Source organism: Acrocarpospora corrugata, assembly GCF_009687845.1.
Taxonomy (GTDB): Bacteria; Actinomycetota; Actinomycetes; order Streptosporangiales; family Streptosporangiaceae; genus Acrocarpospora; species Acrocarpospora corrugata.
The window spans coordinates 34,642-49,822 of record NZ_BLAD01000080.1; the positions used below are offsets into that span (position 1 = coordinate 34,642).

14 protein-coding genes are annotated in these 15,181 nt (G+C 66.9%); 4 read left to right on the forward strand and 10 right to left on the reverse strand.

Features of this window, described 5'->3' with window-relative positions; translation table 11 throughout:
• Window positions 1-8: 8 nt before the first annotated feature.
• Both Acor_RS31615 and sodN read right to left on the reverse strand, forming a co-directional pair.
• Window positions 9-431 carry an ATP-binding protein gene (locus Acor_RS31615; RefSeq protein ID WP_155340433.1) on the reverse strand — a complete coding sequence of 141 codons (423 nt, stop codon included), beginning with the start codon at window positions 429-431 and terminating at the stop codon, window positions 9-11.
• A gap of 187 nt (window positions 432-618) precedes the next feature.
• A complete protein-coding gene (gene sodN / locus Acor_RS31620; RefSeq protein ID WP_155340434.1) occupies window positions 619-1,005 on the reverse strand; it encodes a superoxide dismutase, Ni in 387 nt (128 codons plus the stop codon).
• Between the two features lie 63 nt (window positions 1,006-1,068).
• On the opposite strand from sodN, the gene Acor_RS31625 reads away from it, so the two are divergent.
• Window positions 1,069-1,368, forward strand: coding sequence for a S24 family peptidase (locus Acor_RS31625; RefSeq protein WP_155340435.1), 300 nt, complete (start codon window positions 1,069-1,071; stop codon window positions 1,366-1,368).
• On the opposite strand, the gene Acor_RS31630 is transcribed toward Acor_RS31625, so the two are convergent.
• The gene (locus Acor_RS31630) at window positions 1,349-1,876 is read right to left on the reverse strand and encodes a CGNR zinc finger domain-containing protein (protein WP_155340436.1); all 528 of its coding nucleotides are present in this window, start codon (window positions 1,874-1,876) and stop codon (window positions 1,349-1,351) included. The genes Acor_RS31625 and Acor_RS31630 overlap by 20 nt on opposite strands.
• Window positions 1,877-2,152: 276 nt before the next feature.
• Between Acor_RS31630 and Acor_RS31635 the strand changes: the two genes are divergently transcribed.
• Entirely contained in the window at window positions 2,153-3,328 is a 1,176-nt protein-coding gene (locus tag Acor_RS31635; protein ID WP_155340437.1) for an NAD(P)-dependent malic enzyme, read from the forward strand.
• 61 nt (window positions 3,329-3,389) lie between these two features.
• Window positions 3,390-4,760 carry an NsdA family TPR-like regulatory protein gene (locus Acor_RS31640; protein WP_155340438.1) on the forward strand — a complete coding sequence of 457 codons (1,371 nt, stop codon included), beginning with the start codon at window positions 3,390-3,392 and terminating at the stop codon, window positions 4,758-4,760.
• On the opposite strand, the gene Acor_RS31645 is transcribed toward Acor_RS31640, so the two are convergent.
• From Acor_RS31645 to Acor_RS31670, 6 genes are all read right to left on the reverse strand, one after another.
• A complete protein-coding gene (locus Acor_RS31645) occupies window positions 4,753-5,847 on the reverse strand; it encodes a trypsin-like serine peptidase (protein ID WP_155340439.1) in 1,095 nt (364 codons plus the stop codon). The two genes, Acor_RS31640 and Acor_RS31645, sit on opposite strands and share 8 nt — an antisense overlap.
• Window positions 5,848-6,000: 153 nt before the next feature.
• Window positions 6,001-7,215: a trypsin-like serine peptidase gene (locus Acor_RS31650; RefSeq protein WP_155340440.1), complete on the reverse strand. Its 1,215-nt coding sequence runs from the start codon at window positions 7,213-7,215 to the stop codon at window positions 6,001-6,003.
• Window positions 7,216-7,642: 427 nt separating this feature from the next.
• Window positions 7,643-8,824 carry a trypsin-like serine peptidase gene (locus Acor_RS31655; RefSeq protein WP_155340441.1) on the reverse strand — a complete coding sequence of 394 codons (1,182 nt, stop codon included), beginning with the start codon at window positions 8,822-8,824 and terminating at the stop codon, window positions 7,643-7,645.
• Between the two features lie 466 nt (window positions 8,825-9,290).
• Entirely contained in the window at window positions 9,291-10,535 is a 1,245-nt protein-coding gene (locus Acor_RS31660; protein WP_155340442.1) for a trypsin-like serine peptidase, read from the reverse strand.
• A 443-nt stretch (window positions 10,536-10,978) separates the two neighbouring features.
• Window positions 10,979-12,166: a trypsin-like serine peptidase gene (locus Acor_RS31665; RefSeq protein WP_155340443.1), complete on the reverse strand. Its 1,188-nt coding sequence runs from the start codon at window positions 12,164-12,166 to the stop codon at window positions 10,979-10,981.
• A 73-nt stretch (window positions 12,167-12,239) separates the two neighbouring features.
• Window positions 12,240-13,295 (reverse strand): trypsin-like serine peptidase, encoded by a 1,056-nt coding sequence (locus Acor_RS31670; RefSeq protein ID WP_155340444.1) that lies wholly within the window; start codon window positions 13,293-13,295, stop codon window positions 12,240-12,242.
• A 190-nt stretch (window positions 13,296-13,485) separates the two neighbouring features.
• On the opposite strand from Acor_RS31670, the gene Acor_RS31675 reads away from it, so the two are divergent.
• The gene (locus Acor_RS31675; protein ID WP_155340445.1) at window positions 13,486-13,920 is read left to right on the forward strand and encodes an SSI family serine proteinase inhibitor; all 435 of its coding nucleotides are present in this window, start codon (window positions 13,486-13,488) and stop codon (window positions 13,918-13,920) included.
• Between the two features lie 56 nt (window positions 13,921-13,976).
• On the opposite strand, the gene Acor_RS31680 is transcribed toward Acor_RS31675, so the two are convergent.
• A complete protein-coding gene (locus Acor_RS31680; protein WP_155340446.1) occupies window positions 13,977-15,074 on the reverse strand; it encodes a trypsin-like serine peptidase in 1,098 nt (365 codons plus the stop codon).
• Window positions 15,075-15,181 lie beyond the last annotated feature (107 nt).

The window sequence follows — 15,181 nt, forward strand, 5'->3', positions numbered from 1 at the left end:
CCTTTCCGTCACGCCGGCCTCGCCGCGCCTCGCCGCTTGCGCAGCACGATCGCCATGTGATCGGGGGAGTCGGACACGGCGTCGACGTCGTCGGCGAGTGCGGTGAGCACCATCCAGGCGAAGTCATCGCGTTTGGGCTCGGCGATGCCGACCGTGCTGACCTCGACCCGGATCGACATCTCCTGCCCGGTCAGCTCGAACTCAGCCGTGAGATCGGTGCCCGGCACCGCCTGCCTGAGCAGCATGGCGCACGCCTCGTCCACCGCGATCCGCAGGTCCTCGATCTCGTCGAGCGTGAAATCGAGCCGGGCGGCGAGGCCGGCCGTAGCCGTCCGCAGCACGGACAGATAGGCGCTGGCGGCGGGCAGCCGGACGCTCACCGCGTCCCTGATCCCAGCCAGATCCCCTGTGACATCAGTTGCGTCGGTCACGTTCCTCCTTGCCCTGTCGGCCGAGTTCTTTGGGGGCCGCTTCCCTGCAACCTACCGCCCTCGGCACCGGATTGCTCGGCTTGGACGCGCCGATGCCCGAAATGCGAGGACCCCGCACGACTTTCGCGCGGGGTCCGTCACTTTGGCCGCGCCTTCGGCACGGCGGGCTTGCCCGGCTTGGCAAAGGTTAGGCCGCCTTTGTCTCCCAGAAGATCTTGGAGATTTCGTCGACCTTGGCGAGCAGGTCGTCGGCCTTGCCGAGGTCGACCGTGCCCTTGGCGCCGGCCGCGCCCGCCAGCTTGGTGGCGTCCCAGAACAGCTGGTGGAGCTGCGGGTAGGTCTCCAGGTGCGGCGGCTTGAAGTAGTCCGTCCACAGCACCCAGAGGTGGTGCTTGACCAGCTCGGCCCGCTCCTCCTTGATGGAGAGCGCGCGCGAGCGGAAAACCGGGTCATCGTTGTCGGCGTACTTGGCCATGATGGCCTTCACCGATTCGGCCTCGATGCGGGCCTGCGCGGGGTCGTAGACACCGCACGGCAGGTCACAATGGGCCGATGCCACGTGCTTGGCAAGCATCGGGGTTTCCTTTCCTCAGACTGGCTACAACATCCAACCGTACTCCCCTCGCCGAGGCTGATCATGTTCACCACCGTCCGAGTGGCCGGAGATTCGATGTTGCCGGGTCTTCGCCCTGGTGACTGCCTGCTGGTACGGCTCCGCGCCCCGGTCCGTCCCGGCGATCTGGTCATCGCCCGCCGCCCGCACGGCCTGATCGTGAAGCGCGCGTTCCGCCGTACCGACGGGGGCTGGTGGCTGGAGAGCGACAACCAGCGGGCCGCGGGACGGCAGGACAGCTGGGACTACGGCGCCGTCCCCGAGCAGGACGTCCTCGGCCGGGTGCTGCTGCGCTACTGGCCGGTCAGGCGTTCCGCTTCCTAGCTCGGTAGGCGGCCACGTTGGCCCGGCTGGCGCAGCGTTCCGAGCAGTACCGGCGGGACTTGTTGGACGAGGTGTCCAGGTAGGCGTTGCGGCACGGGGGCGCCTGGCAGATGCCCAGGCGGTCGGGGCCGAGCCCGGTCACCACGCTGGCCAGGCCCATCACCGAGCCGACCGCGACGGCGTCGGCGACCCGGCCGCCCTCGGTCAGGTGCATATGCCAGGACTGCCCGTCATGACCGGAAATTTGCGGATGCACCGGATGGCGGACCAGTAAACCGTTGAGGCGTTCGACCACATCGGCCGCATCCCCCTGCGCGGCCGACTCGAACACCCCGGTGAGCTCTTCGCGGAGTTCGCAAATAGCGTCCAGATCGCGCCGCGTCGCGCGGGCGGCGGCCTCGGTCCTGCCCGTCTCGGACAGGAGATCGCGAAGCGCTTCGAGGCTCCTCAGCCCGTGCTTCCGGTTGACCAGAAGCACGGCGAGTTCTGCATAAGACGTCAGATCCACCGTGAGACCTTGTAAGAAGTGACTCCGGACTTTGAGTATTACATGGTTGAGGAAAGTTCCAAAGGGGTTGTGACGGTGGTAAATCTCCCTCCGCTGCTTGGATGCCCCGCCCGGGTGTCGCCATCTCAGCATGTGGCACAATCAACGACACGCGGGTGACCCCCGTACCCCGTCAGGAGACACCGTCAACGGCGACGGCGCAGGGGCATATACCCATGCCTGGGCCCTCGTTCTCTTGCGGCGTCTAACGTGCTTTCTAGACAACTGGGGTCATCAATGACTGCTTCCCTCGAAGCGCTCGATCTTGATCCGGCGTTCGCCCTGCATCGGGGCGGCAAGCTGGAGATCCGTTCCACCATTCCGGTGCGCAACGCGGACGACCTGGCCTTGGCGTACACGCCAGGGGTCGCGCGGGTGTGCAGCGCCATCGCCGACAATCCCGAACTGGCCCAGGACTACACCTGGACCTCCAACGTGGTCGCCGTGGTCTCCGACGGCACCGCCGTGCTCGGGCTCGGGGACATCGGCCCGGCCGCCGCCATGCCGGTCATGGAGGGCAAGGCGCTGCTGTTCAAGGAGTTCGGCGGGGTCGACTCGGTGCCGATCTGCCTGGCCTGCACCGGGGTCGACGAGATCGTCGAGACGGTGGCCCGGCTGGCGCCCTCCTTCGGCGGCATCAACCTGGAGGACATCAGCGCGCCGCGCTGCTTCGAGATCGAGGAGCGGCTGCGCGCGCTGCTGTCCATCCCGGTCTTCCACGACGACCAGCACGGCACCGCGATCGTGGTGCTGGCCGCGCTGCGCAACGCCGCCCGGCTGACCGGCCGCCCGCTGTCCGAGCTGCGCGCGGTGGTGGCGGGCGCGGGCGCGTCGGGGGTGGCGGTCACCCGGATCCTGGTCAACGCCGGGATCGGCGACATCGCGGTGGCCGACAGCAAGGGCCTGCTCTTCGAAGGCCGCGAGGGGATGAACCCGATCAAGGACGCGCTGGCCAGGGACACCAACCGGCGCGGGCTGAAGGGCTCCACCGAGCAGGCGCTGGCCGGGGCCGACGTGTTCATCGGGCTGTCCGGCGCGACCGTCTCCGAGGCGGCCATCGCCGGGATGGCGGCCGGCTCGATCGTGTTCGCGCTGTCCAACCCGACCCCCGAGGTGCACCCGGAGGTCGCCGCCAAGTACGCCCGGGTGGTCGCCACCGGCCGCTCCGACTTCCCGAACCAGATCAACAACGTGCTCGCCTTCCCCGGCGTCTTCCGCGGCGCGCTGGACGTGCGGGCCACCACGATCACCGAGAACATGAAGGTGGCCGCGGCCATCGCGCTGGCCGACGTGGTCGGCGACGAGGTGGCCGCCGACTACGTCATCCCGTCGCCGTTCGACGCCCGGGTGGCCCCGGCCGTGACCGCCGCGGTGGCCGGCCAGGCCCGGCTCGACGGAGTGGCTCGCAAGTAAATTTGAGATTCCTTTAACAGAAAGTGCTATAACAAAAGCTCTCCGTTACCGGGGGAGAGCGATGCGACGCGAGCCCAATCCGTCATTACACCGGCACATCACCGAGGCGGGCCTGTCCCACAAGGGCCTGGCCCGCCGTCTGAACGACCTCGGACAGGCCCGTGGCCTGCTCGGTCTCCGGTATGACCACAGTTCGGTGCTGCGCTGGATCAGTGGCCAGCGCCCGCGCGACCCCGTGCCGGGGCTGCTCGCGGAGATCCTCTCGCTGCGCCTGGGCCGGCCGGTCTCCGCCGAGGACATCGGTATGCCCCGCGAAGCGACGCCCCTCGACCTCGGACAGGAATTCTCCCACTCGTGGCAGGAGGGCGTGCGGATCGTGACAGCACTCTGGCGGGCCGACGTGGAAAGACGCCGGTTCCTGATCGACTCCACGTTCGCGATCGGCGCGGGTTCCGCGGGGATCGTGCGCTGGCTGACCTTCCCCGGCGAGGAGCCGTCCCCGGTGGCCGGCAGCCGCCGGGTGGGCGCCTCGGACGTCGGCGCGATCCGCGAGGTCACGCGGTCGTTCGGGGAGCTCGACAACCGGTTCGGCGGCGGCAGGGTCCGCGCCGCGGTCGTGAAATATCTGGACACGGGGGTGGGGCCGCTGCTGGCCGGCTCGTACGGCGAAGCCACCGGCCGCGCCCTGGCCGGAGCCGCCGCCGAACTCACCCGGCTGGCCGGCTGGATGGCCTACGACCTGGAACAGCACGGCCTGGCCCAGCGCTACCTGATCCAGGCGCTCCGGCTGGCCCGCCGGGCCGGTGACGACGGCCTGGGCGGCGAGATCCTGGCCGGGATGAGCCACCAGGCCCTCTACGTCGGCCAGCCCAGGCACGGGCTCGACCTGGCCAGAGCGGCCCAGGTGGCGGCCCGCAGCTCCGGCGTGGCCGCGCTCCAGGCCGAGGCGTACGCGCTGGAGGCCCACGCGCACGCCCTGCTGGCCGACCCGGCCGCCTGCGCGCACGCGCTGCACGCGGCCGAGCTCGCCTTCGACCGGCGGGCCGGCGGGAACGAGCCCGAGTGGATCGGCTACTTCGACGAGGCCTACCTGTCGGCCAGGTTCGCGCAGTGTTTCCGCGATCTCGGCGATGGGCCGCACGCGGTCAGGCACGCCACCAGGTCGCTGGAGATGGACGGGCGGTACGTGCGCGGCCGGATGTTCAACCTGACCCTGCTGGCCTCCGCGCACGTGCTGGCCGGCGAGGTCGAGCAGGCCTGCGTGGTGGCGGTCGAGGCGGTCGCGCTGGGCGAGGGCCTGGAGTCGGCCAGGACCCGCTCCTCGCTGGAGGATCTGTGCCGCCGGCTCGGCCCGTACGAGCGGGAACCTGCGGTGGCGGCGGTGCTGGAGACCGGGGTCCGGCCTGGGCCGGACCCCGGGGATGCTACTTGACTTCGGTGAGGCCGAGCGTGCCGTCCTTCTTCACGATCGAGCCCGACCACAGCGGGGCCGCGGCCTTGTAGACGCCGAAGGTCTCGCTGTCGAAGTAGGGCGAGGTGATCAGATCGCTGCGCAGGTTGCCGTCGGTGTCGCCGCCGAGGCTGGTGACGCCGTTGATGTACCCGAGCCGCCGGTTGGAGCTGTAGCCGATCAGCCACGGGCCGCCGGACGCGCCGCCGGTCATCGAACAGCGGAGCGCGACGTGCTCCTCGACCTTCACCGACGACTCCACCAGCGGGTACTGCGTCTTGCCGTAGCAGTACTTGAGGGTGTGGCCGGTGTAGGCGTAGTCGCCGTCCTCGTGCGCCATCGTCGGGTAGCCGAAGACGTAGGTGGCCTTGCCGACCGCCTGGTTGTAGGCCAGGCCCTGGCCGCCGACCTTGGCGCCGAGCGGGCCGACATCGATCCACTGGCCCTTGGACCTGGCGATGCCGTTGTAGACGGTGACGAAAGCGTAGTCGCGGTCGGCGTCCTCGTAGACGTCCCAGTCGTAGTGAGTGAAAGCCTGCTTGCCGATGTAGACGCCCCAGGGCGACTTGCCCTGGTAGTAGCCGGGCACGAAGATCCACTTGTCGAGGGTGCCGGTGTTGCCCACCGGGTCGTAGACGCAGTGCCCGGCCGTGGCGACCAGGTTCTTGTACGTCGACTGCACCGAGGACGCGGAGCAGGAGTAGAGGTCGTCCCCGACCACGAAGAAGACCCGCCCGGTGGACTTGGGCAGGTTGACGTTCTTGGTCTTGGCGGCGGCCGCGGGGATGTCGGCGGTGGCCGGGACCACCCCGGGCTTGCCGTCGGCGGCGGGCCCGCCGGTGGAGACGTGCTTGGGCACCCGCTTGTGCTCCAGGCCGAAGGGGTCGGCGGCCTTGAGGTTGGCGCCGCCGTCCGAGGTCCAGAACTCCAGGGTGGCCGCGGCCTGGGCGGGGGTGTTCAGTTTGGCCGAGGTGGTGAACTTGGGTGCGGCGTTGGCGGCGCCGGTGAACGAGGCGGCCAGCAGGCCGCCCGCGGCCACTAAGCCGCTGACTGCGGTGATGCGCTTCATTGGGGGGAGAACTCCTCAGTCTGTCGTGGTTCGCCTCTTGCGCCCCATACGTCAGAAATGGATCACTGGGAACCTACAACGAGGGCGACGAATCCGTCTAACTGCGCACAAAAGGCCGGGCGACGTCGCGCCCGGCCTTTCGCAAGCAGATCGCTACGCGATCGAGCCCGACCAGACGTTCTTGGCCGCGCTGTAGACGCCGTACAGCTCACCGTCGAAGTACGGCGAGACCGAGGTGTCGATGCGGTTGTTGCCGTCGGTGTCGGAGACGGCGCTGGTGACGCCGTTCAGGTAACCGAGGCGACGGGTGTTCTTGTAGCCCGCCAGCCACGCCGAGCCGAGCGAGCCCTGGCCGGTGAAGCTGGACTTGACGCCGATGAGCTCCTCGGCCTTGCGGCTCGCGGCGCTCGCGGCGAAGGTCTTGCCGTACGACCACTTGAGGGTCTTGCCAGAGAAGGCGTAGTTGCCGTCCGGGTGGGAGCCGCTCGGGTAGCCGAACACGAAGACGGGCTTGCCGACCGCCTGGTTGTAGGCCAGGCCCTGGCCGCCGACGTTGTCGCCGAGACGACCGGCGTCAGTGAACTTCCGCAGGTAGTACTTGCCACCGTTGGTCCACTTGAAGCCCGACCAGATGGCCGGGTTGTCGTAGACGGCCTTGGTGACCTCGCGCCAGTCGGTCAGGGTCGCGGACGGCACGAAAGGCGTGCCGGTCTCGCCCGGCCGGGGGACGTACTTGATGCCGTTGTAGACGGTGACGAACGCGTAGTCGCGGTCGCCGTCCTCGTAGACATCGAAGTCGTAGTGGGTGAAAGCCTGCTTGCCCACGTACAGGCCCCACGGGACCTTGCCGTCGTAGTAGCCCGGCACGAAGACCCACTGGTCGAGGGTGGCCTTGTTGGTCACCGTGTCGTAGACACAGTGGCCGGCGGTCGCGACCAGGTTGCGGTAGGTCGACTGCACGGAGGTGGCGGTGCACCAGCGCGCGTCGGGCTTGGTGTCGCTGTCGGAGCCGTCCGGAACGGTGAAGAACACCTTGCCCTGGGTCTTGGGCAGGTTGACGTTCTTCGACGTGGAGGTGGACTTCTTTTCGTCGCCAATGGCCGGGACGACGCCAGGCTTGCTGTCGGCCGCCGGTCCGCCTGTGGACACGTGCTTGGCGGTGACCTTGGTCTCCACGTTGTACGGCGTTGCGCCGACGAGGTTCTCCGCCTTGTTGCCCAGCCAGAAGGCGGCAACGTTGTACGCCGCGATACCGGTGTTCGCCAGCGTGTCGCTGGCGACGTCGGAGCTGGCGGTGGCGGGCTGGCTGACGATCGCGGCGGCCAGCAGGCCGGTCACGACGCCACCCAGAGCGAGAGTGCGCTTCAAGGGGGTTCTCCTTGGTCTGTCGTGGGACACGTCTTGCGTCCCATGCGTCAGGAAAGGGATAGCCCGGAACTTATCGTGCGGATCTTGGCCATAGGAACCCGTTCAGAGGGGACCGTGTGACGCCCATGTGCGCTTTATCATTTCGTGACATGTCAGGATTTCTTGTCAAGTCGTGATGCTAAAGCGACGTTTGTCCAGTTGGTTGACTGGATGATGACCGTGGAGTCCGAGATGGTCCTGTGACAAGAGGGGCCGGCGCCGCGTCGGCGCTGTGACGCAAATCACAGTGCTCAGATGGCACCGATTGGGTGCCTCGTTACGTCTAAGATCGCTCGACTGTTGCGGATTTCATGATTTATCTGATGATTCCGGGCAAAACGAAGGGCCCGGCCGATGGCCGGGCCCTTCGCTCACTGCTGGCTGAACGCTACGCGATCGAGCCGGACCACAGGTTCTTGGCCGCGCTGTAGACGCCGTAGGTCTCACCGTCGAAGTACGGGGAGATGCTGGTGTCGTAACGGTTGTTGCCGTCGGTGTCGGAGACGCCGATGGTGACACCGTTCAGGTAGCCGAGACGGCGGGTGTTCTTGTACCCGGCCAGCCAGGACGAGCCGAGCGCGCCCTCGCCGGTGAAGGACGACTTGACACCGATGAGCTCCTCCGCCTTGATGGCGGCGGCGCTGGCGGCGAACGTCTTGCCGTAGCTCCACTTGAGGGTCTTGCCGGAGTAGGCGTAGTTGCCGTCCGGGTGCGACCCACTCGGGTAACCGAACACGAAGACCGGCTTGCCGACCTTCTGGTTGTAGGCCAGGCCCTGGCCACCGACGTTGTCGCCGAGGCGGCCAGCGTCGATCCACTTCCAGACGTAGAACTTGCTGCCGACCTTCCAGCGCGCCCACGGCGAGTACGTGTTGTACACGGCCTCGGTGACCTCGGCGAAGGAGCCGATGTCGGACGGCTTCTTGATGTCGGCGAAACCACCGTGCGGCAGCTTCAGACCGTTGTACACGGTGACGAACGCGTAGTCGCGGTCGCCGTCCTCGTACACATCGAAGTCGTAGTGGGTGAACGCCTGCTTGCCGACGTACACGCCCCACGGGGTCTTGCCCTGGTAGTAACCCGGGACGAACACCCAGCGGTCGAGCGTGGCCTTGTTGGAAACCGTGTCGTAGACACAGCTACCAGCGGTGGCGACCAGGTTCTTGTAGGCGGCCTGGATCGACGTGGCGGTGCACCAGTGCGGCTTGAAGTCAGAGCCGAGGAAGAACACCTTGCCCGAGGTCTTGGGCAGGTTGATGTTCTTCGACTTGGCCGTCGACTTCTTCTCGTCGCCGATCGCCGGGACGACGCCGGGCTTGCTGTCCGCAGCCGGGCCGCCAGTGGAGATGTGCTTGGCGACGATCTTGGTCTCAACGTCGTAAGGCGTAGCGGCGATCAGGTTGGCCGCACCTTCGGCAAACCAGAACGCCGCAATGTTCTTGCCAGCGATCGCGGTGGTGGCCAGCGGGGTGCCGACCACGTCACCGGCAGCGCCGGCGGGAGCCGCGAGGCCGGCTCCGAGGAGGCCGGCGGTGGCGATGACGCCACCAAAGGCGAGAGTGCGCTTCATGGGGGAACTCCTTGGTCTGTCGTGGAACGCCTCATGCGTCCCATGCGTCAGGAAAGGGATAGCCCGGAATTTACAGTGCCGATCTTGGGAACGGGTAGTCGTTCGGGGGTGCCCGGAAGGCCCCGGATTCCCGTTACGGTTCCGTGATCAGTCAGGCGGGGTGGTCAAGCTGTGATGCCGCAGCGACGTTTGGCCAGATCATTGACTGGATTTACGGACGGTGGGGTGGTGCACGGGGAGGCGCGGGGTGCCCGCGAGGTTTACGCGATGTGACGTAAATCACAGTTTCCAAATGGCACCGCAGGAGCGATCCAGGCGTCTAAGGCCCCTCCCAGCACTCTCCCCAGAGGTCCCCAGAGGGCTCCCCGGAGATTCCCAGCCGGGCCCCGACAACAATGAAGGGCCCGGCCAAGGCCGGACCCTTCAGAGTGTGGTGTCAGTCAGGTTCCAGTAACCCGACCCCGTCCTAGCTGTAGGACGGAACCGCGATCGAGCCGGACCACAGGTTCTTGGCCGCGCTGTAGACGCCGTAGGTCTCACCGTCGAAGTACGGGGAGATGCTGGTGTCGTAACGGTTGTTGCCGTCGGTGTCGGAGACGCCGATGGTGACACCGTTCAGGTAGCCGAGACGGCGGGTGTTCTTGTACCCGGCCAGCCACGACGAACCGAGCGAGCCCTCGCCGGTGAAGGACGACTTGACCCCGATGAGCTCCTCAGCCTTGATGGCCGAAGCGCTGGCAGCGAAGGTCTTGCCGTAGCTCCACTTCTGGGTCTGGCCGGAGTAGGCGTAGTTGCCGTCCGGGTGCGACCCGCTCGGGTAACCGAACACGAAGACCGGCTTGCCGACCTTCTGGTTGTAGGCGAGGCCCTGGCCACCGACGTTGTCGCCGAGACGACCAGCGTCCTCGAACGCCCAGACGTAGTACTTGCCGTTGAAGAACCAGCAGTAGTAGCCCTTCTCCTTCCACGCGTACGGGAAGTTGTCGTAGACAGCCTTCGACACTTCCTTGTACCCGCCCAGTACGGCGCTGCCGTCGTGCAGGCCCTTGACGCCGTTGTAGACGGTGACGAACGCGTAGTCGCGGTCGCCGTCCTCGTAGACGTCGAAGTCGTAGTGCGTGAAGGCCTGCTTGCCCACGTAGATGCCCCACGGGGTCTTGCCCTGGTAGTAACCCGGGACGAAGATCCAGTTGTCCATCGTGGACTTGTTGCCGACGGTGTCGTAGACGCAGCTACCCGCGGTGGCGACCAGGTTCTTGTACGCCGACTGGATCGACGTAGCGGTGCACCAGTGCGGGTTCTTCGCCTTCTTGTACCAGCGGTTCTCGGTGTTGGGCACCTTGACCCACTCGTACCCGTCGCTGAAGAACACCTTGCCCGTGGTCTTGGGCAGGTTGATGTTCTTCGACTTCGAGGTGGTCTTCTTCTCGTCGCCGATCGCCGGGACGACGCCGGGCTTGCTGTCCGCAGCCGGGCCGCCGGTGGAGATGTGCTTGGCGACGATCTTCGTCTCCACGTCGTAAGGCGTGGCAGCGACGAGGTTGGCCGCGCGCTCGGTGAGCCAGAACGCGGTGATCTCGTACGCGGCGAGACCGGTGTTGGCCAGCGGGGTGCCGACCACGTCACCGGAGGCCTGGGCGGGGGCGGCGAGGCCCGCGGCCAGGAGGCCAGCGGTGGCGACAACGCCACCAAAGGCGAGAGTGCGCTTCATGGGGGAACTCCTTGGTCTGTCGTGGAACGCTTCTTGCGTCCCATGCGTCAGGAAAGGGATAGCCCGGACCATATCGCGCGGATCTTGGGAACGATAAGCCGATCGCCGGAGTCGGATCATTACGCTGAGTACCCGAGATATTCCCGTTATTCAGTTGACTGCCGGAAAAACTATTGGTTTGCCCGGTGCTGGCGGTATTTGGGCAGCTGAATGGCCTGGTGAGGCTCCCCGGGGCCCAGGGGCAGGTGAGGCCGCTGTGGAACGGGCCACTTTCGAGTGTGACGCAGATCACACAACCTATAGAGGCCCTGTCGTTTGAGCGAGCCCTTTGGTTTACCTGGTTTTACGCCAATTTTTCTGAGTCAAAAGTCAGGGCATGCGAAGGGCCCGGCTTGGTGTGCGCCGCAGCCGGGCCCTTCGGTCTCTGGGGTTATCTGGGGTTGTTACGCGATGGAACCCGACCACAGGTTGGCCGCGTGCTTGTAGATGTCGTAGGTCTCCCCGTCGAAGTACGGCGAGAGGCTGGTGTCGATCCGGTCGTTGCCGTCGGTGTCGGAGACCGCGGCCGTCACGCCGTTCAGGAAGCCGCGGCGGGTGCTGTTGCTGTACTTGTAGAGCCAGGCAGAGCCCGACGAGCCCTCACCGGTGAAGCTGCACTTGATGCCGAGCAGCTCCTCCGCCTTGATGGCGGCGGCCGAGGCGCCGAAGGTCTTGCCGTAGCACCACTTCTGGGTCTGGCCGGAGTAGGCGTAGTTGCCGTCCGGGTGCGAGCCGCTCGGGTAGCCGAACACGTAGTCGCTGACGGTGCGGCTCTGGTTCCAGGCGATGCCCTGGCCGCCGACGTTGTCGCCGAGGCGGCCGGCGTCGACGAACTTCCAGATGTAGTACTTGCTGCCGACCTTCTTGGTGTAGTGGCTGACCACCCACGGGTTGCTGCCGTAGCTGCGGTACTTGTCGTACTCGGTCTTGCTGACCTGCTTCCAGTCGCCGTCGACCGGGCCGCCGCTGTGCGGGGCCTTCAGGCCGTTGTAGACCGTGACGAAGGCGTAGTCGCGGTCGAAGTCCTCGTACACGTCGAAGTCGTAGTGGGTGAAGGCCTGCTTGCCCACGTAGATGCCCCACGGGGTCTTGCCCTGGTAGTAGCCGGGCACGAAGATCCAGTACTTCATGGTGGCCGCGTTGGACTCGGTGTCGTAGACGCAGTGGCCGGCCGTGGCGACCAGGTTGCGGTACTTGGACTGGAGCGAGGTGGCGGTGCACCAGTGCGGGTTCTTGTCGGCGTCCAGGAAGAAGACCTTGCCGGTGGTCTTGGGCAGGTTGACGTTCTTGGAGCTGGTGGGGCCGGCGCCGCCGATGGGCTCGACCTTGCCGGGCTTGCCGTCGGCGGCCGGGCCGCCCTTGGAGAGGTGCTTGGCGACGACCTTCGTCTCCACGTCGTAGGGAGTGGCCGCGAGGAGGTTGGCCTTACTCTGCGCGTACCAGAAGGCGACGACGTTCCAGGCGGCGATGCCGCTGCCGGCCAGCGGGTCGGCGGCGACGTCGTCGGCGGCCGCGGCGGGGGAGACCAGCGCGGCGCTCAGTAAGCCGGCTGACGCGGTGAGGAGGACGAGGTTCTTCGCACGGGTGTGCATGGGACTCCTTCAAGCCAGAGGGTGTGCTGGGATGAAGGTAAAGACCAGCGCCTTCAAGTGGCTTGCAGACCACTTACCCGGTGGCCTGTTTGGCCGCCTCGTTGTAGACCCGCTGGGTGATGGCGTTGAAGAACGGCGTCGAGATCGCGTCCAGCCGGCCGTCGCCGTTGACGTTCCAGGTCAGGCTGGTCACGCCGTTGAGGAACCCGGTCCGCCTGGCCCGGTCGTAGTTGAGCACCCAGGGGCCGCCGCTGGCCCCGGCGGTGAAGCCGCAGGAGCGCAGCAGCACGCCGTGGCTGAGCAGGTAGGTCGGCGCGGTCACGTACTTGCGGTCGGTGACCCCGCTACAGGCCCGGACCGCCTGCCCGTTGTACGGCCGGCTCCCGTCCGGATGCGCCCCCGCCGGGTAGCCGAACGCGTTGACCGCCAGCGAGGTGCCCTTCGTCGCGGCGAATCGGAACGCGCCAACCTTGTCCTCCAGGCGGCCGACGTCGGTCCGCTGATAACCGCCCGAGGTGGTCTTCCAGGTGAAACCGCGGTGCACGGTGACGAACGCGTAGTCCCGGTCGAAGTCGCCCTTGCCGGGATAGTCCAGGTGCAGGAAGAGGGTGTGGCCGACGTAGATCCCGGCGTCGGTGCTGCCGTTGGCGTACGACGGGATGAAGATCCAGTTCTCCACCGGGCGGTTCTGCGGGAGCGAGTAGCCGCAGTGGCCGGCGGTGGCCACCAGGTTGCGGTTCTTGGAGTGCACCACCGAGCCGGAGCACCAGTACTCCTTGGCGCCGAGCTTGAAGAAGACCTTGCCGACCATGGGCGGCTCGCCGGGCTCCTTCTTCTTGGGAGCCTTGGCGGCTCTCTTGCCGGACGGCACGACCTCGGCGATCGAGGGGGCGGCCCGCGCGCTGGCGGAGGGCTTGGTGCTCGGCACGTACGTGCTCGCCGACCTGAGGCGTTCCGGCGTCCAGTACGCGGCGATCCGCTGCATCTCGGCGCTGGAAGAGCCGAGCGGGTACGTCACCACGTCGCCTGGAAGCTGGGTCTGGGGAGCCTGCGCGAGGGCCGGTCCCGACGCCACGAGCACGGCGGCCACGCTCACGCCGAGGGCGGTGAGGGGGGTTCGCCTGGACATCGGGGGGCCTTTCCGCTGGTGATATCGATCGTAAGGGGTGATTTTTCCAGATCAACAGGTGTTCGGCACACCTTCTTGGCCTTCTCGTTATGAAACAACGGGAACCGAACGAGACTGGACTGCGTCAGATTTCCCCATGGTGCGGAGTGGGCGCTTGATCATCCTGTGACCCGGGGAGATCGTTGCGCTCATGATCAAGCCGTCTGGCGGCCGTCTGGCCGCCCTGCTCGCCGCCACCATCATCGCGACCTGTACGGCGGCCACGCCGCCGCCAGCGGTCCAGCCTGATATCTCCGCTGATAGCGCGCTACCCGGAAAAGTCAGGGCTTTCGTCCTCACCATCGCCAAATCCGACTCCCGGCGGCCGTTCACCCGGGTGGCGCTGTTGGCCTGCTCGCCGCCGCGCGGCACCCACCCCAAAGCCGCGGAGGCGTGCGCCAAACTGGCCAAGGTCAGGGGGGACCTCTCCGTGCTGGAGCCGGACGGCACCGTCTGCACGCTGATCTTCGATCCGGTCACGGTCACCGCCACCGGCAGCTGGGATGGTGGAACGTTCTCATTCGAGCGTACCTACGGGAACGCGTGCGAACTGCGCGCGATGACCGGCCCGATCTTCGACTTCTGACAGCGCGAAGGGCCCGGCTCAGGCGAGCCGGGCCCTTTTTGGTCGCTATCGATGGATCACTGGGTCCACCGGTTGGCCGCGACCTTGTAGACGTCGTAGGTCTCGCTGTTGAAGTACGGCGAGGACAGACGGTCGTACCGGTCGTTTCCGTCGGTGTCCCAGGCGATGCTGTTGACACCGTTGAGGTAGCCGGTGCGGCTCTTGCTCTTGTAGTTCAGGAGCAGGGGGCCGCCGCTGGCGCCCGCGGTCATGCCGCACTTGATCCCGATGTGCTCCTGCACGTTGAACTTGGCAGCAGCCGGCATCGGCGCGGTCTTGCCGTAGCACCACTTCATCGTCCGCCCGGTGAAGGGACGGTCGCCGTCGGGGTGCGGGCCCGCGGGGTAGCCGAAGGAGAACACGGTGACCTTGGTGCTGCGGTTCCAGGTGAAGCCCTGGCCGCCCACGTTGTCACCGAGCCGTCCGACCGGCGTCTTGGTGAGCTTCCCCTTGTCCCAGCTGACCTTGAATCCGGAGGCGACGTTGACGAACGCGTAGTCGTAGTCGAAGTCCTCCTTCACCACGAAGTCGTCGTGCGCCTGGTACCACTTGGCGGGGTAGATCCCGTACGGGGTCTTGCCCTCCCAGGCCTGGTTCCCATCCCAGTACGACGGGATGAAGATCCAGTTGTCGTAGAACCGGTTGCTGGCGGGGTCGTACACGCAGTGTCCCGCGGTGGCGACGACGTTGCGGTACTTGCCCTGCAGCGAAGTACCCGAGCAGTACTTCCAGCTCTTCGGGTCGAAGGGGTTCTTGCCCGGCAGGGTGAAGAACACCCGGCCGACCGTGTTGGGCAGGTTGACCTGCTTGCTCTTGTTGGACGTCTTCGCCTCGCCGCCGATCGGCGGGACCAGGCCGGGCTTTCCGTCCGGCTCGGCCGAGCTGGGCTGGCCGGAACCCTTGACGGAGTTGCCCAGTTCCTCGGTGCGGTCCTTGGCCGCCCGAAGCCGCTCGGGCGTCCAGAACGCGGTGGCCGCGTCCGCGGTGGTGACGGCCGCCTTGGCGGTGACGTCCTGGGGGTCGGTCGCGGCGGCGGAGGTGCTGGCGCCGACGACGCCGAACGCGACCAGCGCGCCGGCGACGGGGATTGAGATACGCCGTGCTCGGGAGATCAATGTGACTCCTTTCTTAACGAGTCCCGCGTGCTTGGACGGGCCGCGCGGGCACCCACCAGGGCACCGTCGTCGCGGCGATCCACCTCACGCCTTTCTCGTTAAACAGT